Below are 19,796 nucleotides of genomic sequence, written 5' to 3'. Positions count from 1 at the left end.
TGGAATGTCTGGGGGCGAGGCTAGCTGCGTAAACGTTTTACATGAAGCCCAAGACCTGCCTTGTGTGCCTGAGCCCGCGTTGGAGCGCGCGCTCAGGCACACAAGGCAGGATGTGGCAGGTGAAGCAGTTCGTGCTCGGAGCGGCCTCGATGCTCGTCGCGCTCGTGCTGGCCCTCGTCGCCCTCCTCTGGTCCGTGGGCAGCCCGGGGAGCGGTGCGGACGTGCCCACCCCCACCGTCAGCGCGTCCGCCCGGCCCAGCGCCCCGGCGGACCTGGGACGCGGCGAGACCTGGCTCGGCGACGTCCGCCTCACCAGTGCCCAGGTCGTGACGACTGACGGTGGCCTGCGCGACGTCACCGCGGTCGGGTCGGGCATCACGCTCACCTCCGAGGGCCTGCGAGCCGACCGGCTCGACATCGACGCCACGCTGCCCTACGAGAGCGCGGCGACCCAGATCGGCGGCGGTGTCACCCTCTTCGCCGCCGAAGACGGACTTGCCGGGCTGCGCCGCCGGGTGAGTGTCCTGGGTCGTGACGTGGAGGTGCGTGCGACGGGTGCCGTCCGGGCCCAGGGCGGCCAGCTCGTCATCGAGCCCGAGACGATCGACCTCGACGGGCCCGACTGGCTCGACACGGCCGCGTCGTCGGTCGTTCGTCAGCTCGTGACCATCCGCCACACCATCGAGGGCGTTCCCGAGGGCATGGCGCTGACGTCGGTGTCCGTGCAGGCGGGCGGTTTCCGTGCGCACCTGCGCGGCGCCGGCGTCACCGTGTCGCCGTGATGACCACTGGTTGCCGTTGGCGGCGTCGCATCGAGGGTCCACCCGGCTGAGTAGCGAGCCGCTACGGGCAATCAGTCGGGGTCGAGCGAGCGGGTGGCGCGCGCCTCGAGCGCGCGGGCAGCGAGGTCGGCGTCGGCCGGGTAGCCGACCTCCTCGAGCGAGAGACCGTGGGCCGGCATCACCGTGACCCGCCGGTCTCGCGTGCGGGCGGTGAGCACGGAGTGCGGGAAGTCCACCGGCGCCCGCCCCTGACCAACGGGGACGACAGCCCCGACGAGAGCGCGAACCATGCTGTGGCAGAACGCATCTGCGCTGACGCTGCCCTCGACGGTGCCGTCGGACCCACGCCACCACGAGTAGTCGATCAAGGTCCTCACGGTCGTCGCGCCCTCGCGCTTCTTGCAGAACGCCGCGAAGTCGTTGAGGCCGACCAGACCGGCCGCAGCCTCTCCCATCGCGTCGACGTCGAGCTCATCCTTGACGAGAACCGTGTCGCGCCGTCGGAGCGGGTCGAGCGTGCCCGGTCGGTCGCAGATCCGGTACAGGTAGCGGCGGTGGGTGGCGGAGAACCGCGCGTCGAAGCCGCTCGGGGCCCGGGACACCGACCGCACCACGACGTCGGGCGGCAGGATGCCGGCCAGCCTGGCCCGTGCCGCCTCCTCGGGTGAGCGGGACGAGCGACCGGGCAGGCCGGCATACGCGGCCTCGTCGACATCCGCGTGCGCGACCTGACCGCGGGCGTGAACACCCGCATCGGTGCGTCCGGCGACGGTGAGCCGCACCGGTTCCGGCGACCGCACCAGCTTCGTCAGGGCTGCCGACAGCTCGCCCTCGACGGTCCGCCGGCCGGGCTGGGCGGCCCAGCCGGAGAAGTCGGTGCCGTCGTAGGCGAGGTCGACCCGCACCCGCACCAACGTCATGGTTCTGCAGCCTAGGCCACGCCTTCGAGCACCCCCTGCGAGTCCCTCCATCGAGCACCCACGACGGGGCGAGCGCACGGCATACGCTGCACGGGTGAACCTGCGCCCCGCCCGCGTCGCGACCAGCGCGGCCTCCTTCGTCCAGGGGCTGCTCTTCATCTCTCTCACGGTGCCGCTCCGGTGACCACCGAACTCGGGACATAGCGGCTCGAGCAGTCCTAGCCTCGTGGGATGCGACTGACGTTGGGTGACATCAGCGTGTACTACGACGTGTCCGGCCCGGGCCTCGTCGCCGACGGCAGCCACATGGCCGAGCGGCCCACCGTCGTGACGGTGCACGGTGGTCCCGGGATCGACCACGTGAGCATGCGAACGATCCTGGCCGACCTGACCGACCACCTCCAGCTCGTCTACTACGACCAGCGCGGCCATGGCCGCACCGACCACGCAGGACCCGAGACGTGGAACCTGCGCACGTGGGCCACCGACCTCAAGCTCCTCTGCGACGCTCTCGGCCTGGTCAAGCCCATCGTCCTGGGCATCAGCTTCGGCGGGTTCGTGGCCGCTGCCTACGCCGGACTGTTCCCCGAGCACCCCGGAGGGGTGATCCTCGCCAACACCACCGGTGGACGCCTCGACGTGGGGGCCAGCATCGAGACCTTCCGCCGGCTCGGCGGTGACGAGGTGGCCGAGGTGGCTCGACGCGACTTCGACGAGCTCACCGAGGAGTCGGCAGCGGAGTTCGACCGCGTGTGCCTGCCGCTGTTCAGCTGGCGCCCGGGGTTCGCCGAGGAGCTCGCCGCGAGCATGGGGCAGTCGACCATGACCGTCGACGTCAACCTGCACTTCAACCGCGCCCAGCAGGCGGGGGTCGAGCTCGACCCGTGGTCCCTGTTCGACCGGGTCACCTGCCCCGTCCTCGTCCTCGCGGGGAGTGATGACCCCATCTGCACGATCGACGTCGTCGAGGACATGGTCGATGCCCTGTCAGCGACGGACGTCCGCCTGCTGCGGGTCGAGGGGGCGAGGCATGCCGTCTTCCGGGACGCCCCCACCGAGACCGTGACCGCCGTCCGCGAGTTCGCAGCCCAAGTGGCAGCGCGCCGCTGACTGCTAACCAGCGCCACCTCGTCGAGGAGGGGCTCCTCGACCGCACGGACGGGAACTAGTGGTGTGCCGGCGGGACCGTCGAGTCGAGCTGAGCGGCCGAGCTCGCCTGTGCCGCAGCCTCTTCGGCAAGGGTGTCGGGGTCGCTGGGCACACCGGCGGTGATGACCGTGCCGTCGGCGCGCACAACCGGTGCCGGCTGGCGGGGCACGAGGTGGGTGAGCCGCGGTCCGTGCCCGTCAAGCGGGACGACCGTCGGACTGTCGCCGCCCACAGGGTGCACGTCGCCCCGAACGCTCACCGTGATCGGGTCGCCCTCGACGAGGGTGAAGGTCATGGCGTCCTGAGTGAGCTCGACGACGATTCGGGTGCCGTGCACCCTGAGGGGGAACCTCAGCCGAGGCCACGCCATGGGCAGCCGTGGGTCGAACGTCAGCCCCTCGCCGTGGTCGCGCATCCCGGCGAACCCGTAGACGAGCGCGTTCCACACCCCACCGGCGGAGGCGATATGGACCCCGTCCGCGGTGTTGCCGTGCAGGTCGGCCAGGTCCACGAAGAGGCCGGAGAGGAAGTAGTGCATCGCCCAGTGGTGGTGCCCGACCTCGGCAGCGATGATCGACTGCACGACGGCGCTGAGCGAGGAGTCGCCCGTGGTGATCGGGTCGTAGTACTCGAAGTTGCGCCGCTTCTCCTCGAGTGAGAACCGGTCACCCTGCAGGAGCATCGCGAGCACGACGTCGGCCTGCTTGAGCACCTGGAAGCGGTAGATGACGAGCGGGTGGTAGTTGAGCAGGAGGGGGCGCTTGTCCACAGGCGTGCGCGACAGGTCCCACAGCTCGCGGTCGAGGAAGTTCTCGTCCTGCGGGTGGATCCCGAGGTCCTCGTCGAACGGCACCGCCATGTGGGCGGCGCAGTCCTCCCACTCCCCCACCTCGTCGTCCTGCAGGTTGAGTCGGGACTTCAGACGCGCGTATGCCGTCGGGTCGCTCTCGCGCAGGTCGGTCACCACCGCGGCCGCGCGCTCAAGGTTGAACCTCGCCATGACGTTGGTGAAGAGGTTGTTGTTGACGACCGTCGTGTACTCGTCCGGTCCCGTCACGCCGTGGATGTGGAACGTGCGGCCACCGTCGACCCGCCAGAACCCGAGGTCGGCCCACATGCGCGCCGTCTCGACGAGGATCTCGGCACCGTCGCGGCGGAGGAAGTCCCGGTCGCCGGTGGCGTCCGTGTACCGCGCCACGGCATACGCCACGTCCGCGTCGATGTGGTACTGCGCCGTCCCGGCCGCGTAGTAGGCGGAGGCCTCGAGGCCGTTGATGGTGCGCCACGGGAAGAGCGCACCGCGCTGCGCGAGCTCGCGGGCGCGGGTGCGCGCGTGCTCGAGGAGGTTGACCCGGAAGCGCAGGAGGTTCTTGGCGGCGGTCGGGAAGGTGTAGGCGAGGAAGGGGACGACGTAGATCTCGGTGTCCCAGAAGCAGTGGCCCTCGTAGCCGCTGCCGGTGACGCCCTTGGCCGCCACGCCGAGCTGATCGGCGCGCGCCGACGCCTGGGCGATCTGGAAGAGGTTCCAGCGGACCGCCTGCTGGATCTCGGGGTGGCCCTCGACCTCGACGTCTGCGTTGGTCCAGTACTTCCGCATCCAGTCGCGCTGCTGGTCGACAGCCCTCGCGACACCGTCGCGGCGGACTCGGTCCAGGGTGCGGCGGCAACGGTCGAAGAGCTCGCGGGCGGGGACTCCGCGAGAGGTGTGGTAGGCCACGACCTTGGTGATCGTGATCGTGTGGCCCTCGGTGGCGTCGACGCGGTAGACCTTCTTGCCGAGGTCGGGCTCGGTGTCGATGAGCTCCTCGACGACGTTGTCAGTCTCGATGGAGTGGTCCGCGCCGACGGCGAGCGTCATGCCCGACCGCGCACACTTGTAGCCGAGGATCATCCGGCGGTCGCTGTGCCAGTCGCCCTGCGGCTCGAGGACGCGTGAGGCGAAATCGCCCGCCTTTCGCGGGTCCCATCCGATCTTCTCGGCCATGGCCTCGCGGTCCTGGTACTCGTCCGCGCCGTCCTGCCGGTTGAGGATCTGGCTGGAGATGACGACCGGGGCACTGCCGCCGAGCAGCGTCACGTCGATCGTCATGATCGCGAGGTGACGCTCGGTGAACGAGATCATCCTCGTCGTGTCGACCTGGACCATCTTGCCCGAGGGCGTGCGCCAGACGAGGTGTCGGCGCAGCATGCCGTCTCGGAAGTCGATGGAACGTTCGTACTCGAGGAGGTCAGCCGTCGACAGCAGCAGGGGCTCGTCGTCGACGTAGAGCTTCATGACCTTGCTGTCGGGCGCGTTGACGATGGTCTGGCCGGTGTGGGCGAACCCGTAGGCCTGCTCGGCGTGGTGGATGTCCCAGGTCTCATGGAAGCCGTTGACGAAGGTGCCGTGGGCCGCCGATGGCCTCCCCTCCGACGGGTTGCCGCGCATGCCGAGGTAGCCGTTGCCGATCGCGAACAGCGTCTCGGTGATCCCGATGTCGTCATCGCTCGGGAAGGTCTCGACGAGTCGCCACTCGTCGGCCGGGAACCGCTCGCGGTCGAGAGGGTCGGTGCCGTCGAAGTCGAGCCTCACGGAAGCAGCTCCTCGAGGTCCCGGACGACGACGTCCGCACCGGCGGCGGTCAGCCCGTCGGCGCCGGCGCCCCGGTCCACCCCGACGACCAGCCCGAAGTCACCGTCGCGGCCGGCCTTGACCCCCGACGTCGCGTCCTCGAGGACGACCGCACGGTCCTTGCTCACCCCCAGCTGCTCGGCAGCGTGCAGGAAGGTCTCGGGCGACGGCTTGCCCGCCAGGCCGAGCTCGGCCGCGACCGCTCCGGACACGACCACCGGGAAACGGTCGGCGATCCCGGCTGCCTCGAGCACGGCGGGGGCGTTCTTCGACGAGGAGACGACGGCCATCCTCGTGCCCCGCTCGGCGAGCGCGTCGAGCAGCCGCAGCGAGCCGGCATACGCCTCCACCCCGTCACGCGCCAACACCTTGTTGAAGGCGTCGTTCTTGCGGTTGCCGAGCCCGCTCACCGTCTCGGCGTCGGGCCCGTCGGACGGGTCCCCCTCGGGCAGCTCGATCCCGCGCGAGTCCAGGAACGCCCGGACCCCTTCGTAGCGCGGCCTCCCGTCGACGTGCTCGAAGTAGTCCCGGTCCGTGTACGGCTCGGCAACCCCCCTGGACCTGAGGTACTCGTTGAACATCTCGTCCCAGGCGCGCATGTGCACCTCCGCCGTCGGCGTCAGCACCCCGTCTAGGTCGAACAGCGCAGCGTCATACCGGTCCCAGTCCATACCCGCCACCCTACGGAGCCCCACCCCATGACAACGAACCAGCACGTCAGGCAGGGGTGGGGCACAGTTGTGGAGCGGTCGAAGGCCGATTCGCCGCCGGCCGGGCCTGGCGGGAGCACGGAGCGCGAGCCGCGCGTGCGGGAGCGACGGAGCGATGGGGTGCCCGTTCGCCGCCGGCTGGGACTGGCGGGAGCCGGGAGTGCGCGCAGCGCGCGGACGGCGGATGGGACAGCGGCGAACGGGTACCCCAGCGCGACGCGACCCGAAAGCAAAACCAAAGACACACGGCATACGAAAGGGCCGTCCACCTGGCGAGAGGTGAACGGCCCCGTTCGTGGGCAGGCAAGTCAGGCGTTGTCGTCCTCGGCCTGCTTGGCCTCGCCACCGGCCGGCTCGAAGCCGGCAGCCTTGGCGTCGTCAGCGGATGCGAACCAGAACTCGGCCTCGGTCTGGTCGTACCACTGCGAACCCTCGACGTGGTACTTGCCGGAGTCGGCGTTGCCCTTGACCGTGTAGCCCTCGGGAGCGGAGCCGTCCTCGTTGGAGGCGACGGCACCCTGGGGCAGCTCGACCGCGGCAGCAGCCTCGGTCGCCGCTGCGGCCGGAGCCTCGGTGACGGGGGCCTCGGCCTCAGCGGCCTTGGACTCCTTGGCGGCACGCTTGGTCGCGCCCTCGGCCTCCTTGACGGTGGCCTTCTTGGCGACGGGCTCGCGGACGAGCTCGATGACCGCCATGGGGGCGTTGTCGCCCTTGCGGGGACCGATCTTCGTGATGCGGGTGTAGCCGCCCTGACGCTCGGCCATGTCGGGCGCGACCTCGACGAAGAGGCGATGCACGACGCCCTTGTCACGGACGACCGTCATGACCCGGCGACGGGCGTGGAGGTCACCGCGCTTGGCGAACGTGATGAGGCGCTCGGCGAGGGGACGGAGGCGCTTGGCCTTCGACTCCGTCGTCGTGATCGAGTCGTGCTCGAACAGCGAGGTCACGAGGTTGGCCAGGATGAGCCGCTCGTGAGCCGGGCCGCCTCCGAGACGGGGACCCTTGGTGGGCGTAGGCATGTCTTTATCTCCTAGGGGTTAAGTCAGCGTCAGAGCTGCTCGTCCTCGGCGAACGACGCGTCCTCTGCGTCGTCGGCGTCGGAGAAGCTGAACTCGTCGTCGTAGGAAGCGATCTGGCTCGGGTCGAAGCCGGCGGGGCTGTCCTTGAGCGCCAGGCCCATGCCGTGGAGCTTGGCCTTGACCTCGTCGATGGACTTCTGACCGAAGTTGCGGATGTCGAGCAGGTCCGCCTCACTGCGACCGACGAGCTCACCCACGGTGTGGATGCCCTCGCGCTTGAGGCAGTTGTAGGAACGGACCGTGAGGTCGAGGTCCTCGATCGGGAGGGCGAGGTCGGCAGCGAGCGCGGCGTCCGTCGGCGACGGGCCCATGTCGATGCCCTCGGCCTCGACGTTGAGCTCACGGGCGAGGCCGAAGAGCTCGACCAGGGTCTTGCCGGCGGAGGCGAGCGCGTCACGCGGGGTGACGGCCTGCTTGGTCTCGACGTCGAGGACGAGGCTGTTGAAGTCGGTGCGCTGCTCGACTCGGGTCAGCTCGACCTTGTAGGTGACGTTGAGGACCGGGCTGTAGATGGAGTCGACCGGGATGCGGCCGATCTCCTGGTCACCGGACTTGTTCTGGGCGGCGGAGACGTAGCCGCGACCGCGCTCGACGGTCAGCTCCATCTCGATGCTGCCCTTGTCGTTGAGCGTCGCGATGTGCAGGTCGGGGTTGATGACCTCGACGCCGGCCGGGGGCGCGATGTCAGCAGCGGTGACGGCGCCGGCGCCCTGCTTGCGCAGGTACATGACGACCGGCTCGTCGTGCTCCGAGGAGACGACCAGACCCTTGATGTTGAGGATGATCTCGGTGACGTCTTCCTTGACCCCGGGGATCGTGGAGAACTCGTGGAGCACGCCGTCGATGCGGATGCTCGTCACGGCGGCACCGGGGATGCTCGAGAGCAGGGTGCGACGGAGGCTGTTGCCGAGCGTGTAGCCGAAGCCAGGCTCCAGCGGCTCGATGACGAACCGGCTCCGGTTCTCGGAGATGACGTCCTCGGAGAGGAGTGGACGCTGTGCGATGAGCACGGTGATTTTCCTTCCCACGGGCGACCGCTATATGACGCCTCGTGAAACTGCCGGGTGCGAGACCGGCTGTCCGAGCCACCTCGGTACGTGGCCCTGACAAGCATTTCCGTATGCCGGGCGCGCACGTCCTGCACGCCCGTTCCCGACTCATTGCCCGTTCCGGCCAGCTCGCCGGAGCTCGCCGGCCGGAACGGGCAATATGTCGGTCTTGATCAGTTCTTCGAGTAGAACTCGACAATGAGCTGCTCGGTGAGGATCGAGTCGATCTGCGCCCGAACCGGGAGCGAGTGGATGAGGATCTGCAGCGAGCCCGGGACGACCTGGATCCAGGCCGGGGTGGGGCGGTCGCCGAAGGTCTCACGCGCGAGCTGGATCGGCAGCTTCTCCGTCGACTGCTTGCGGACGGTGATGATGTCGTACTGCTCGACGCGGTAGGACGGAACGTCCACGCGCTTGCCGTTGACCTCGAAGTGACCGTGCGTGACGAGCTGACGCGCGGCACGACGGGTGCGGGCGAGGCCCGCGCGGTAGATGACGTTGTCGAGTCGCGACTCGAGGATCGTCAGGATGTTCTCACCGGTCTTGCCGGGGCGGTTCGCCGCTTCCTTGTAGTAGCGGCGGAACTGCTTCTCCATGACGCCGTAGGTGAAGCGGGCCTTCTGCTTCTCCTGCAGCTGGGTGAGGTACTCCTTCTCCTGCATCCGGCGACGGCCGTGCTGGCCGGGCGGGAAGGGGCGCAGGTCGAAGTTCTTGTCGCCGCCGACGAGGTCGACCTTGAGGCGACGCGACTTCTTCGTGATGGGGCCGGTGTAACGAGCCATGTTCTGGTTTCTCTTTCCGTCTTCTCAGGCGCTCAGACGCGGCGGCGCTTGGGCGGGCGGACACCGTTGTGCGGCGAGGGCGTGACGTCCTGGATCGAACCGACCTCGAGACCGGCAGCGGTCAGCGAGCGGATCGCGGTCTCGCGGCCGGAGCCGGGACCCTTGACGAAGACGTCGACCTTGCGCATGCCGTGGTCCATGGCGCGACGGGCAGCGGCCTCAGCGGCGGTCTGCGCGGCGAACGGGGTGGACTTGCGCGAGCCCTTGAAGCCGACCTGGCCGGCCGAGGCCCAGGCGATGACGGCACCGGTGGGGTCGGTGATCGAGATGATCGTGTTGTTGAACGTCGACTTGATGTGGGCCTGGCCCACGGCGATGTTCTTCTTCTCCTTGCGGCGCACCTTCTTGGCGCCGGTCAAACGGCCCTTGGGAGGCATTACTTACCAACCTTCTTCTTGCCGGCGACGGTGCGCTTCGGACCCTTGCGGGTGCGCGCGTTGGTCTTGGTCCGCTGACCGCGAACGGGCAGGCCCGAGCGGTGACGACGACCCTCGTACGAGCCGATCTCGACCTTGCGGCGGATGTCGGCCTGGACCTCACGGCGGAGGTCACCCTCGACCTTGAGGTTCTCGTCGATCCAGTCGCGCAGGGCGACGAGGTCGGCGTCGGTGAGGTCCTTGACGCGGGTGTTGGCGTCGACGCCGGTGGCGGCGAGAGCCTTCTGCGAGCTGGAGCGGCCCACACCGAAGATGTAGGTCAGTGCGATCTCGACGCGCTTCTCGCGCGGGAGATCGACTCCTTGGAGACGTGCCATCGTGTGATGGTTCCTGTTCTGTGTTTCCGGAGGTCTGGTGCAACGCCGGTCCGGGATGTCGTCCACGGTGTCCGTGGCTCCCGGTCCTCGGCCTCCGGGCCGAGGGTGACGTCCCTCGCTCACCTCAACAGGTGACGGACAAGGGGGTCGGGCGCTGCTTTCTCATCATGGATTTGTGCGTGTGCTCGAAGCCGTGCCTCGTGCAGGTTCCGGCCGGGGCCGGCGATGGTCTCTGGTCAGCCCTGGCGCTGCTTGTGGCGCGGGTTCTCGCAGATGACCATGACCCGACCGTTGCGGCGGATCACCTTGCACTTGTCACAGATCTTCTTGACGCTCGGCTGAACCTTCATTGCCTCTGCTGTCTTTGTCGATCGTCCCGACGCGACGGTGGCCACGACGGGTTGTGCTCTCTGGGTGGTGCTGGTGGTGCGTGCTGCTGCTGCGGGCGAACCCGGTCAGCGGTAGCGGAAGACGATGCGGCCTCGGGTCAGGTCGTAGGGGCTGAGCTCCACCACCACGCGGTCCTCGGGGAGGATCCGGATGTAGTGCTGGCGCATCTTGCCCGAGATGTGCGCGAGCACCTTGTGACCGTTGGTGAGCTCCACGCGGAACATCGCGTTGGGGAGCGCCTCAACGATGGTGCCCTCGATCTCGATGACGCCGTCCTTCTTGGCCATACCCTCTCAATCCGTTGCTGGTCCCACCCTGGGTGCGGCACGGAGGCCACCAGTGAAACCATGGGAGTGTGGCCGCGCATGCGTGAGCACACGAGACCGACGCTCCATCCTACGGGAGCCCGCGCTGAGCACGAAATCGTCGTCGGGCCCCGGACCGCAGTCGTATGCCGTCCGCCCCGGGGCGGGGGCTCCCCTCCCGGGTCGCTCGGTGAGACTGGGGCCATGACCGTGCGCATCGCCGCCGTGGGGGACCCCGGCCACCTGCAGGACCAGCAGTCGCTCGCCCGGGCCCGGGCGCTCTCACGGGAGGCCGCGGCCGACCTCGAGTGGTGGCCCATGACGGTGGCCGAGCTCGAGGGCCGGGGGCTCGACGGCTGGGACGGGGTCTGGTTCATGGGCTGGCCCCAGGCACCCGAGGCCGAGGGCGTCCGGCGCGCCGCATGGGAGGCCCAGGGCGGTGGCACCCCTGTCGTCGTCTCCCCCACCGAACCCCCCGCCGGGTTCGTCGGGCAGGCACGGGCGCGGGCGGCATACCGGATCCACCGTGAGCAGCGAGCCGCGGAGGCCGCGGCTCTCGAGGCCGCCGAGCGCGAGCCGCGCAGCTACGTGCACCAGATGCGCGGACCTCGCTTCCGCTGGTGGCGCCCGCTCGTCGCGCTCGCCGTCGCCACGGTGGTCTGGCTCATGGTCGCGGCGGCGGTCTCGATCCCCGCCCTCTTCCTCGTCGAGTCGGAGGAGGAGATGCTCAACCCGGTCAACCCGTGGGCGTCGGTCACCCTGAACCTCCTGCTCGCCGGTCTCGTCCCCGCAACCTTGGTCGGGGTGTGGGTCGGCTTCCGGCGCAGCCCGTGGCGGGTGCTCTCGGTCGCAGGGCGTCTGCGGTGGGGCTGGCTGGGGTGGTGCCTGCTCGTCGTGACGCCGCTGTGGGCGGCCTACCTCGTCGTGACGTGGTTCGTCTTCGACCAGGAGATGCTCGAGCGGCCCGAGCACTGGGTCGCGCTGCTCGTCATCACCCTCCTCACCACGCCCCTGCAGGCGGCCGGCGAGGAGATCGCCTTCCGCGGCGGGCTGGTCCAGGGCGTGGGGGCGTGGTTCCGGTCACCGGTCGTGGCGCTCGTGGTGACCACGGTCCTCTCGACCGTCCTGTTCGCCGCGGCCCACGGCTCGGCTGACCCGTGGATCGTCATCGAGCTCGGGTCGTTGGCCGTCGCCGGCTGCTGGCTGGCGTGGCGCACCGGAGGGCTCGAGCCGGTCATCGTGCTGCACGTCGTCAACAACGTGCTCATCATGGTCACGGGGATCCTGCTCGGCGGGCTCGAGGAGTCCTACGTCGACGGGGCGTCCGAGGGCTCGCCCGTGTCAGCGGCCATGAACGTCGGGGCAACCGTCGTGGTCACGGCGGTGCTGCTGTGGCTCGCGCGTCGGCGCGGCGTCGCACCCGGCGGGTGGCGCACTCCCGCGGCCGGCTGACACTCCAGCTGACTGCCTCAGGAGGAGGCAGGGCAGTCAGTCGGTGGAGTGGCCGAAGGCGTCGAGGATCCGTGCCGCGCCGTCCACGGCGCTGAGCTGGCCCGAACGCACCGCCGCCTCGACCTGTGCCCGCTGCGCCCGGACCGCGGGTGCGGAGCGCACCGCGTCCTCGAGGTGCGCGTCGACGAGGGCCCACATCCAGTCCTGCTGCTGCTGGGCCCGTCGGACCTCGAGCGAGCCCTCGGATGCAAGGTGAGCGCGGTGCTCGAGCACGGCCGCCCAGACCTCATCGAGGCCCACCCCCGTCTGGGCCGAGCAGGTGAGCACCGGCGGTCGTCGCACGTCGGCGCCCGGGAGCATGAGCCGCATCGCGGCGGTGAGGTCCTTGGCAGCGGCCCTGGCCGGCAGCTCGCCGTCGCCGTCGGCCTTGTTGACCGCGATGACGTCGGCGAGCTCGAGGATGCCGCGCTTGATGCCCTGGAGCTGGTCGCCGGCCCTGGCCAGCGTGAGCAGGAGGAAGGTGTCGACCATCTCGGAGACGGCGATCTCGTTCTGCCCGACGCCGACCGTCTCGACGATGACGACGTCGAAGCCGGCCGCCTCGAGCACGAGCATCGACTCGCGGGTCGCGCGCGCAACTCCCCCGAGGTGGCGCCCGCTCGGGCTCGGTCGCACGAACGCGTGGTCGCTCGCGCTGAGCTCGCCCATTCGGGTGCGGTCACCGAGGATCGAGCCGCCGGTGCGACGCGAGCTCGGGTCGACGGCGACGACAGCCACCTTGTGCCCGGAGTCGATGAGGCGGCACCCCATCGCGTTGATGAAGGTCGACTTCCCTGCCCCGGGCACCCCGGAGATCCCGACGCGGACCGCAGAACCCGTGTATGCCGTGAGCTCGACGAGGAGCGCACGTGCCCGCTCGCGGTGGTCGGCTCTGCTCGACTCGACCAGGGTGATGGCGCGCGCGACGGCGGCGCGGTCACCCGCGCGGATGCCGTCGAACAGCTCGTCGGTCACGCGCCACCCGTGGCGTCGGCCGAGACCCCCGAGCCCGAACCCTCGCCGTGCAGCCGCGAGCGCAGGTCTCCGATGAGGTCGATGGCGGCCGTGGCGATGACGGTCCCGGGCGGGTAGATCGCGTCGGCGCCCGCAGCGCGCAGGTCGTCGAAGTCCTGGGTGGGGATGACCCCGCCGACGACGATCATGAGGTCGTCGCGGCCGAGTGCGTCGAGCTCCTTGCGGAGTGCGGGCACGAGCGTGAGGTGTCCGGCCGCGAGCGACGAGACACCGACGACGTGGACGTCGGACTCGACCGCCTGGCGCGCCACCTCACCCGGGGTCTGGAAGAGCGGGCCCACGTCGACGTCGAAGCCGAGGTCCGCGAAGGCCGTCGCGATGACCTTCTGGCCGCGGTCGTGACCGTCCTGGCCCATCTTGGCGACGAGGATGCGGGGGCGCCGACCCTCGGCCTCCTCGAACTCCTCGACGAGGTCCTGGGCCCGGCGCACGGTGGCGTCGGAGCCGGCCTCTTCGGAGTACACGCCACCGATCGTACGGATCTGCGCGGTGTAGCGGCCGAAGGCCTCCTCCATCGCCTGTGACATCTCGCCGACGGTGGCCTTGGCGCGTGCGGCGTCGATGGCGAGGGCGAGGAGGTTCGTCTCGAGCGAGCCGTCGGAGCCGGACGTCGCGGCCGCCGTCAGCCGGGCGAGGGCCTCACGGCACTCGTTCTCGTCGCGCTCGGCGCGCAGGCGCTCGAGCTTGGCCATCTGGCTGGCGCGGACGGCGGCGTTGTCGACCTTGAGGACCTCGATGGGCTCGTCGATGTCCGGCACGTAGCGGTTGACCCCGATGACCGGCTGCTGGCCCGAGTCGATCCGCGCCTGGGTCCGGGCCGCCGCCTCCTCGATGCGCATCTTGGGGATGCCCGCCTCGATCGCCTTGGCCATGCCGCCGGCTGCCTCGACCTCCTCGATGTGGGCCCAGGCCCGCTCGGCGAGGTCGTGCGTGAGCCGCTCGACGTAGGCCGAACCGGCCCACGGGTCGATGGTGCGGGTCGTGCCTGACTCCTGCTGGATGACGAGCTGGGTGTTGCGCGCGATGCGGGCGCTGAAGTCGGTCGGCAGCGCGATCGCCTCGTCGAGGGCGTTGGTGTGCAGGCTCTGGGTGTGGCCCTGTGTCGCCGCCATCGCCTCGATGCAGGTGCGGACGACGTTGTTGAAGACGTCCTGGGCGGTGAGGGACCAGCCACTGGTCTGGCAATGCGTGCGCAGGCTGAGCGACTTGGCGTTCTTGGCGCCCTGCTCCTCGACGAGGCGCGCCCAGAGCAGGCGCGCCGCCCGCATCTTGGCGACCTCCATGAAGAAGTTCATGCCGATGGCCCAGAAGAAGCTGAGACGGGGCGCGAACCGGTCGACGTCGAGCCCCACCGCCTTGCCGGCGCGGAGGTACTCGACCCCGTCGGCGAGCGTGTAGGCGAGCTCGAGGTCCTGCGTGGCCCCGGCCTCCTGCATGTGGTAGCCGGAGATCGAGATCGAGTTGAAGCGCGGCATCTTCTCGGACGTGAACGCGAAGATGTCGCTGATGATCCGCATCGACGGCTCGGGCGGGTAGATGTAGGTGTTGCGGACCATGAACTCCTTGAGGATGTCGTTCTGGATGGTCCCTGAGAGCTGCTCCGGCGCGACCCCCTGCTCCTCGGCCGCGACGACGAAGAGCGCGAGGATCGGGATGACCGCACCGTTCATCGTCATCGACACCGACATCTGGTCGAGCGGGATCCCGTCGAAGAGCGTGCGCATGTCGTAGATCGAGTCGATCGCAACACCGGCCATGCCCACGTCGCCCTCGACGCGCGGGTGGTCGCTGTCGTAGCCGCGGTGGGTCGCGAGGTCGAACGCGACACTCAGCCCCTTCTGCCCCGCGGCAAGGTTGCGCCGGTAGAACGCGTTGGACTCCTCGGCCGTCGAGAAGCCGGCGTACTGGCGGATCGTCCACGGCTGGTTGACGTACATCGTCGGGTAGGGCCCGCGCAGGTACGGCGGCGCACCCGGGATCGTCTCGAGGAAGTCGAGGCCCTCGAGGTCGGCCTCGGTGTAGAGCGGGGGCACCTCGATCTGCTCCGGCGTGGTCCAGACCTGGCTGTCGAGGTCGAGATCGGGCACCTCGGCACCAGGGGCCGGGCGGCCGTCACCGAGGTCGACCTGGCTGAAGTCGGGGATGGTGCTCATGCGGGGGCTCCCGTCTCGTCGAGCAGTGCGGAGAGGAAGGCGACCACGTCCATGTCCGTGGCGACACCGTCGTAACCCCTGTCCGTCGCGCCGAGCTTCGCCTCGGACTCGGCACCGGGCTCGACGGCCTGCAGGCCTGCCACCGTGAGCAGGTTGACCGCATCGATGCGACGGTCGGCCGCGCGCGGGATGTCGAGGGTCGGCACGGCGACGCGCGGCGCGTGACCGTGCTTCTCCGCGTATGCCGCCGAGCGGTCCCGGAGCGCTTCGAAGACGCCCGAGTCCCGCTGCGGGACAAGGGCGTTGGGCTGCACCACGAGCTCGTGGCGCGACGTGCGTTCGAGCGGTTTCTCCCCCGCCAGCGGGAAGGTGCTCACGCCGGTGATGGGCTGTCGGCGGGTGGCCACGGCGGCGTCACGCTCGGCCACTGCGGTCGAGATGCGCTGTGCGACAGCGGCGTTCGCAAGCGCCGACGTCATTCCGCCGGCGCGCTCGATTTCTTGGAACGCCGACCACGCGGAGGCCGCGACCTCGTCGGTGAGGGCCTCGACGGCCCACGCCCCACCAGCAGGGTCGGTCACCCGGGCGACGTTGGACTCCTCGGCGAGCAGGATCTGGGTGTTGCGGGCGACCCGCCGCGAGAACGGCGTGGGCAGGCCGGACACCGTGTCGAACGGCAGCACGGTGATGGCGTCCGCCCCACCGAGGCTCGCACCGAAGGTCGCGAGGGTGCTCCGCAGGATGTTGGTCCAGGCGTCGTCGCGGGTGAACATCCGACCGGACGTCACCGCATGCGTGAACGCGCCGCGGGACCTCTCGGGGACGCCGACGCTCTCGCCGACCCGCGCCCAGGCCCGGCGCAGGGCGCGGAGGGCGGCAGCAGTGAGGAACTGGTCGGCGCTCGCGCTCACCCTGAACTCGATGTGGCGGAAGGCCTCCGTGACGTCGACGCCCTCGGACTCGAGGTGGCGCAGGTAGGCCACGCCGGTGGCCAGCGCGAAGCCGATCTCGTCCGGGACGGTGGCACCCGCGTCGGCGTGGACGCGGGTGTCGACGGTGATCGCCCGCACCTCGCCGTGGTCGGCGAGCCGACGGACCGCGGGTGCGAGGGGTGAGAGGTCGGGTGCCGTAGCGGTCCTTGCGGCCGCCCCCAACGGGTCGTGGCCGAGGTTGCCGGAACTGGCAGCGGCGCCGGACAGGACGGCATACAGGGCGTCGGCGGCCGCAGGCTGGTCGTCCCACGAGGAGACGACCACGGGGGCGAGGTCGAGCCGCACGTCAGCGAGCGCCTCCGCGACATCCCCCGGTGCGAGGCCGTCGGCACCCACGTGGAGCCAGACCGACGTCACGCCGTTCTCGAGGTCGCCGAGCACGGCCTTGCGGGTGGTCGCCACGTCCGGGTCGTCATGGACCTGGCGCACGTCCCACGGCACGTCGGTGTCTCGCAGTGCCCGCCCGCGGGTGAACGGCATCGCACCGGGCACGCCCAGGGCCGAGGGGCCGTCCGGTCGCGTGTAGAGCGGCTCCACCTCGAGCCCTCCGGCGAGGTGGCTGCGCATCGATGCGACGGCCTCGTCGGCGCTGAGGTGCTGGTCCTCCGGCCGCCCCTTGTTGACCACGGCCGCGGCGAGGTCGCGCCACTGCGCCTGCGTGCGCTCCGGGAAGTGTGCCGCCAGCGTCATCGCCGCGGGCCGCTTCGGGGCCACCGTCATCCACCGCTCCTCTTGGCTGGTCCGTGCGGTCCGCACCTGCGTTCGAGGTCTGCGAACCTCTCGTCACCCTACCCGCGGGAGGTCCCCCCTCCGACGAGAGTTAGGGCACACCAACGGTCAGGAAAGGCGCTCGTATGCCGCCCGCAGCCGCTCGCTCGCGAGCGGGCCGTGGCGCGCGGGCGGCGGCGTCCCGAGGTGGTGGGCCCGCAGCTCGTCCATGAGCTCGGCCACCATCGAGGGACCACCCTCCTCCATGAGCTGCTGCCGGATCGTCAGCTGCGGGCTGGTGTCGCGGTGGGCCCGACCCCAGGTGCCGAGGGCGACGAGGACGGGCAGGGTCTGGATGCCGACCTCGGTCAGGGTGTAGCGCGCTCGCTGGCCCCGGGTGGCGTCGTCGCGGGTCAGCAGCCCGGCGGCGACGAGCGACTTCAGCCGGGACGAGAGCACGTTGCTGGCGATGCCTTCCTCGGAGCCTGCGAGCAGTTCGCGGAAGTAGCGCCGGTCGCCGAACATGACGTCGCGCAGCACGATGAGGCTCCACGGGTCCCCGAGAGCCTCGACCGCGGCGTTGATCGGGCAGCCGGACCGTGGTTCGCTGCGCATCGATCTCCTCAGAGTGCTTGCCAAGTGCAATCACTCTACTCTACCGTGACGAGTGGTTGCCCATCGCAATCACTCGCCCACCCTCCAGGAGATGTCATGTCACTCGTCCGGGTCACCCAGTTCAGCGTCTCGCTCGACGGCTACGCCACCGGGGAGGGTCAGTCGCTCGAGGCGCCCTTCGGTCACGCCGGGCACCGGCTCATGGAGTGGTTCAGCGCGACCCGTCTCGGTCACCAGGTCCACGGCGACGACGCCCCTGCCCGACGGGGCGTCGATGACGCCCTCGTCTCGTCGGGCTGGGACGGAAGCGTCGGCGCGGAGATCATGGGGCGACGGAAGTTCTGGCCGTACCCCGGCGAGTGGACCGACGACTGGCGCGGCTGGTGGGGTGAGGACCCGCCCTTCCACACGCCCGTCTTCGTGCTCACCCACCACCCGCGCGAACCGATGGAGATGGAGGGCGGCACGACGTTCCACTTCGTCGACGGGACGCCCGAGCAGGTGCTGGCTCAGGCCCGCGACGCCGCAGGCGGCCTCGACGTGCGCATCGGTGGAGGGCCGACCACCGTGCGGCAGTTCCTCGCCGCCGGGCTGGTCGACCTCCTGCACGTGGCAGTGGTGCCGATCGTCCTCGGACGGGGCGTCTCCCTCTGGGAAGGCCTCGAGGGGGTCGAGGCCGACTTCGACATCGAGACCGTTCACTCACCCACGTCGGGCGTCACCCACCTGCTCTTCCAGCGCAAGGGGGCGTGATGGGACGACTGCGCTACGGGATGCTCGTCTCGCTCGACGGCTATGCCCGCGACGCCTCAGGGTCCTTCCACTGGGCCACCCCCGACGACGACCTCCATGGCTTCGTCAACGAGCAGGAACGCGACGTGGGCACGGTCGTCTACGGCCGCGGGATGTGGGAGACGATGCGGTGGTGGCAGGACTCACCGGCGGACGACGAGCCTGCCGCGCCCGTGCACCGGGAGTTCGCCGCCCAGTGGCGGCAGACCGACAAGGTCGTCGTCTCGACGACGCTCGAGCCGCCTGCCGAGCCTCGCACCGAGCTCTGGCCGACTCTCGACCTCGACCGGCTGGCGACCCTCGTCCGGGAGAGCCCGACCGACGTGAGCATCGGCGGACCCACCCTGGCCGCCCACGCCCTCAGGGCGGGACTCGTCGACGAGGTCACGGCCTACGTCATGCCGCACGTCGCCGGCGGCGGCCTCCCCTGGCTGCCCGAGGGCTACACGACCGGGTTGACGCTGCGTGAGCAGCGCACGTTCGGCGGCGGTGCGGTCGCGCTCGTCTACGACGTCCTGAAGGGCTGACGCGGGACCGAGTGCCTCGCCCCCACGGGAGAGCGTGTCAGGCCAGTGGGGCGTAGGTCGCGCCGAGCTCGCGCAGCCGGGCCTCGCCGCCGTCGACCTCGGTGAGGACCCAGAGTCCCTGCGCGGTGGCGGCGACGGTGTTCTCCCAGTGGGCAGCGCGCGACCGGTCGTTGGTGACGACGGTCCAGTCGTCCTCGAGGACGCGGTTGGCCTCGTCACCGAGCACGACCATCGGCTCGATGGCGACCGTCGTCGCGTCGACCACCGTCGGGCCCTTGCCGCTCACGCGGTAGTTCGGGACCTGGGGGTCCATGTGCATCGACGTACCGATGCCGTGGCCGACGTAGTCCTCGACGATGCCGTACTCACGACCACGTCGCTCCCCCGCCTCGGTGAGGCTGTCCTCGACGGCCGCGCCGACGGCATACAGGGATGTTCCGACATGGAGGGCAGCGATCCCGGCCCACATGGAGGCCTCGGTGTCGTCGATGAGCTCGAGGTCCTCGGGGCGCGCGGCTCCACGGCCGCCGACGATGACGGAGATGGCCGCGTCGCCGTGCCAGCCCTGGACGATCGCTCCGCAGTCGATCGAGAGCAGGTCGCCCTCCTCGAGGACGCGCGAGCCGGGGATGCCGTGCACGACCTCCTCGTTGACCGACGTGCACAGGGTGCCGGTGAAGCCGTGGTAGCCCAGGAAGCTCGGGGTGCCGCCACCGTCGCGGATGTGGGCCTCGGCGAGGGCGTCGAGCTCCTTGGTCGTCATGCCCGGGCGGACGGACGAGCGCACGAGCTCGAGGGTCTGACCGACGAGGAGGCCGGCAGCGCGCATGAGCACCACCTGCTCATGCGTCTTGGCCTCGATGCGCTCACGTCCGAACAGTCCCATGGG

The 19,796-nt window shown here is 70.2% G+C and carries 20 protein-coding genes; 5 read left to right on the top strand and 15 right to left on the bottom strand.

Features of this window, described 5'->3' with window-relative positions:
• Positions 1-119: 119 nt before the first annotated feature.
• Entirely contained in the window at positions 120-782 is a 663-nt protein-coding gene (locus LL946_RS12445) for an LmeA family phospholipid-binding protein (RefSeq protein ID WP_404381076.1), read from the top strand.
• A 71-nt stretch (positions 783-853) separates the two neighbouring features.
• Here the strand turns inward: LL946_RS12445 and truA are convergent, their stop codons facing one another.
• Positions 854-1,702 carry a tRNA pseudouridine(38-40) synthase TruA gene (gene truA / locus LL946_RS12440; protein WP_404381074.1) on the bottom strand — a complete coding sequence of 283 codons (849 nt, stop codon included), beginning with the start codon at positions 1,700-1,702 and terminating at the stop codon, positions 854-856.
• Between the two features lie 231 nt (positions 1,703-1,933).
• Between truA and LL946_RS12435 the strand changes: the two genes are divergently transcribed.
• Entirely contained in the window at positions 1,934-2,812 is an 879-nt protein-coding gene (locus LL946_RS12435; protein ID WP_404381072.1) for an alpha/beta fold hydrolase, read from the top strand.
• A gap of 55 nt (positions 2,813-2,867) precedes the next feature.
• Here LL946_RS12435 and LL946_RS12430 read toward each other — a convergent pair whose 3' ends face one another.
• The 9 genes from LL946_RS12430 to infA all read right to left on the bottom strand — a co-directional run bounded on the left by LL946_RS12430 (position 2,868) and on the right by infA (position 10,576).
• Positions 2,868-5,423 carry a glycoside hydrolase family 65 protein gene (locus LL946_RS12430; RefSeq protein WP_404381070.1) on the bottom strand — a complete coding sequence of 852 codons (2,556 nt, stop codon included), beginning with the start codon at positions 5,421-5,423 and terminating at the stop codon, positions 2,868-2,870.
• Complete coding sequence (locus LL946_RS12425) at positions 5,420-6,133, bottom strand: HAD family hydrolase (protein ID WP_404381068.1); 714 nt, start codon at positions 6,131-6,133, stop codon at positions 5,420-5,422. Before LL946_RS12425 ends, LL946_RS12430 begins: the two co-directional genes overlap by 4 nt.
• Before the next feature lie 347 nt (positions 6,134-6,480).
• A complete protein-coding gene (gene rplQ / locus LL946_RS12420) occupies positions 6,481-7,194 on the bottom strand; it encodes a 50S ribosomal protein L17 (protein ID WP_404381066.1) in 714 nt (237 codons plus the stop codon).
• A gap of 29 nt (positions 7,195-7,223) precedes the next feature.
• Positions 7,224-8,264, bottom strand: a complete 1,041-nt coding sequence (locus tag LL946_RS12415; protein WP_404381064.1) for a DNA-directed RNA polymerase subunit alpha — start codon at positions 8,262-8,264, stop codon at positions 7,224-7,226.
• A gap of 212 nt (positions 8,265-8,476) precedes the next feature.
• Entirely contained in the window at positions 8,477-9,085 is a 609-nt protein-coding gene (gene rpsD / locus LL946_RS12410) for a 30S ribosomal protein S4 (protein WP_147064797.1), read from the bottom strand.
• Between the two features lie 32 nt (positions 9,086-9,117).
• Positions 9,118-9,522, bottom strand: a complete 405-nt coding sequence (rpsK, locus tag LL946_RS12405; RefSeq protein WP_404381062.1) for a 30S ribosomal protein S11 — start codon at positions 9,520-9,522, stop codon at positions 9,118-9,120.
• Complete coding sequence (gene rpsM / locus LL946_RS12400) at positions 9,522-9,899, bottom strand: 30S ribosomal protein S13 (protein ID WP_147064793.1); 378 nt, start codon at positions 9,897-9,899, stop codon at positions 9,522-9,524. Before rpsM ends, rpsK begins: the two co-directional genes overlap by 1 nt.
• A 236-nt stretch (positions 9,900-10,135) precedes the next feature.
• Positions 10,136-10,249 (bottom strand): 50S ribosomal protein L36, encoded by a 114-nt coding sequence (gene rpmJ / locus LL946_RS12395; protein WP_009775928.1) that lies wholly within the window; start codon positions 10,247-10,249, stop codon positions 10,136-10,138.
• A gap of 105 nt (positions 10,250-10,354) precedes the next feature.
• The gene (gene infA, locus LL946_RS12390; protein ID WP_006946284.1) at positions 10,355-10,576 is read right to left on the bottom strand and encodes a translation initiation factor IF-1; all 222 of its coding nucleotides are present in this window, start codon (positions 10,574-10,576) and stop codon (positions 10,355-10,357) included.
• Between the two features lie 222 nt (positions 10,577-10,798).
• On the opposite strand from infA, the gene LL946_RS12385 reads away from it, so the two are divergent.
• Positions 10,799-12,046, top strand: coding sequence for a lysostaphin resistance A-like protein (locus tag LL946_RS12385; protein ID WP_404381059.1), 1,248 nt, complete (start codon positions 10,799-10,801; stop codon positions 12,044-12,046).
• Between the two features lie 36 nt (positions 12,047-12,082).
• Here the strand turns inward: LL946_RS12385 and meaB are convergent, their stop codons facing one another.
• From meaB to LL946_RS12365, 4 genes are all read right to left on the bottom strand, one after another.
• Complete coding sequence (gene meaB, locus LL946_RS12380) at positions 12,083-13,060, bottom strand: methylmalonyl Co-A mutase-associated GTPase MeaB (protein WP_404381057.1); 978 nt, start codon at positions 13,058-13,060, stop codon at positions 12,083-12,085.
• Entirely contained in the window at positions 13,057-15,273 is a 2,217-nt protein-coding gene (scpA, locus tag LL946_RS12375) for a methylmalonyl-CoA mutase (protein ID WP_404381055.1), read from the bottom strand. Before scpA ends, meaB begins: the two co-directional genes overlap by 4 nt.
• Positions 15,270-16,985: a methylmalonyl-CoA mutase subunit beta gene (locus LL946_RS12370; protein WP_404381053.1), complete on the bottom strand. Its 1,716-nt coding sequence runs from the start codon at positions 16,983-16,985 to the stop codon at positions 15,270-15,272. The genes scpA and LL946_RS12370 overlap by 4 nt, the downstream gene beginning before the upstream one ends.
• 117 nt (positions 16,986-17,102) lie before the next feature.
• Complete coding sequence (locus LL946_RS12365) at positions 17,103-17,588, bottom strand: winged helix-turn-helix transcriptional regulator (protein WP_404381051.1); 486 nt, start codon at positions 17,586-17,588, stop codon at positions 17,103-17,105.
• Positions 17,589-17,684: 96 nt separating this feature from the next.
• Between LL946_RS12365 and LL946_RS12360 the strand changes: the two genes are divergently transcribed.
• Together LL946_RS12360 and LL946_RS12355 are read left to right on the top strand one after the other, a co-directional pair.
• Positions 17,685-18,341 (top strand): dihydrofolate reductase family protein, encoded by a 657-nt coding sequence (locus tag LL946_RS12360; RefSeq protein WP_404381049.1) that lies wholly within the window; start codon positions 17,685-17,687, stop codon positions 18,339-18,341.
• Positions 18,341-18,907, top strand: a complete 567-nt coding sequence (locus LL946_RS12355; protein ID WP_404381047.1) for a dihydrofolate reductase family protein — start codon at positions 18,341-18,343, stop codon at positions 18,905-18,907. Before LL946_RS12360 ends, LL946_RS12355 begins: the two co-directional genes overlap by 1 nt.
• Positions 18,908-18,944: 37 nt before the next feature.
• Here the strand turns inward: LL946_RS12355 and map are convergent, their stop codons facing one another.
• Complete coding sequence (gene map / locus LL946_RS12350) at positions 18,945-19,793, bottom strand: type I methionyl aminopeptidase (RefSeq protein WP_404381045.1); 849 nt, start codon at positions 19,791-19,793, stop codon at positions 18,945-18,947.
• Positions 19,794-19,796 lie beyond the last annotated feature (3 nt).

The organism is Knoellia locipacati, from assembly GCF_044791685.1.
Lineage (GTDB): Bacteria > Actinomycetota > Actinomycetes > Actinomycetales > Dermatophilaceae > Knoellia > Knoellia locipacati_A.
Note: the sequence above shows the minus strand (reverse complement) of the source record. Positions and strands in the feature narration are given on the sequence as shown.

What these genes read in the sequence shown, in the direction of transcription:
- LL946_RS12355 (WP_404381047.1), top strand. Translation starts at nt 18,341, where the DNA reads ATGGGACGACTGCGCTACGGGATGCTCGTCTCGCTCGACGGCTATGCC.
- LL946_RS12385 (WP_404381059.1), top strand. Translation starts at nt 10,799, where the DNA reads ATGACCGTGCGCATCGCCGCCGTGGGGGACCCCGGCCACCTGCAGGAC.
- infA (WP_006946284.1), bottom strand. Translation starts at nt 10,576, where the DNA reads ATGGCCAAGAAGGACGGCGTCATCGAGATCGAGGGCACCATCGTTGAG.
- rpmJ (WP_009775928.1), bottom strand. Translation starts at nt 10,249, where the DNA reads ATGAAGGTTCAGCCGAGCGTCAAGAAGATCTGTGACAAGTGCAAGGTG.
- rpsD (WP_147064797.1), bottom strand. Translation starts at nt 9,085, where the DNA reads ATGGCTCGTTACACCGGCCCCATCACGAAGAAGTCGCGTCGCCTCAAG.
- LL946_RS12370 (WP_404381053.1), bottom strand. Translation starts at nt 16,985, where the DNA reads ATGACGGTGGCCCCGAAGCGGCCCGCGGCGATGACGCTGGCGGCACAC.
- LL946_RS12360 (WP_404381049.1), top strand. Translation starts at nt 17,685, where the DNA reads ATGTCACTCGTCCGGGTCACCCAGTTCAGCGTCTCGCTCGACGGCTAC.
- rplQ (WP_404381066.1), bottom strand. Translation starts at nt 7,194, where the DNA reads ATGCCTACGCCCACCAAGGGTCCCCGTCTCGGAGGCGGCCCGGCTCAC.
- LL946_RS12365 (WP_404381051.1), bottom strand. Translation starts at nt 17,588, where the DNA reads ATGCGCAGCGAACCACGGTCCGGCTGCCCGATCAACGCCGCGGTCGAG.
- LL946_RS12425 (WP_404381068.1), bottom strand. Translation starts at nt 6,133, where the DNA reads ATGGACTGGGACCGGTATGACGCTGCGCTGTTCGACCTAGACGGGGTG.
- truA (WP_404381074.1), bottom strand. Translation starts at nt 1,702, where the DNA reads ATGACGTTGGTGCGGGTGCGGGTCGACCTCGCCTACGACGGCACCGAC.
- LL946_RS12435 (WP_404381072.1), top strand. Translation starts at nt 1,934, where the DNA reads ATGCGACTGACGTTGGGTGACATCAGCGTGTACTACGACGTGTCCGGC.
- rpsM (WP_147064793.1), bottom strand. Translation starts at nt 9,899, where the DNA reads ATGGCACGTCTCCAAGGAGTCGATCTCCCGCGCGAGAAGCGCGTCGAG.
- scpA (WP_404381055.1), bottom strand. Translation starts at nt 15,273, where the DNA reads ATGAGCACCATCCCCGACTTCAGCCAGGTCGACCTCGGTGACGGCCGC.
- map (WP_404381045.1), bottom strand. Translation starts at nt 19,793, where the DNA reads ATGGGACTGTTCGGACGTGAGCGCATCGAGGCCAAGACGCATGAGCAG.
- rpsK (WP_404381062.1), bottom strand. Translation starts at nt 9,522, where the DNA reads ATGCCTCCCAAGGGCCGTTTGACCGGCGCCAAGAAGGTGCGCCGCAAG.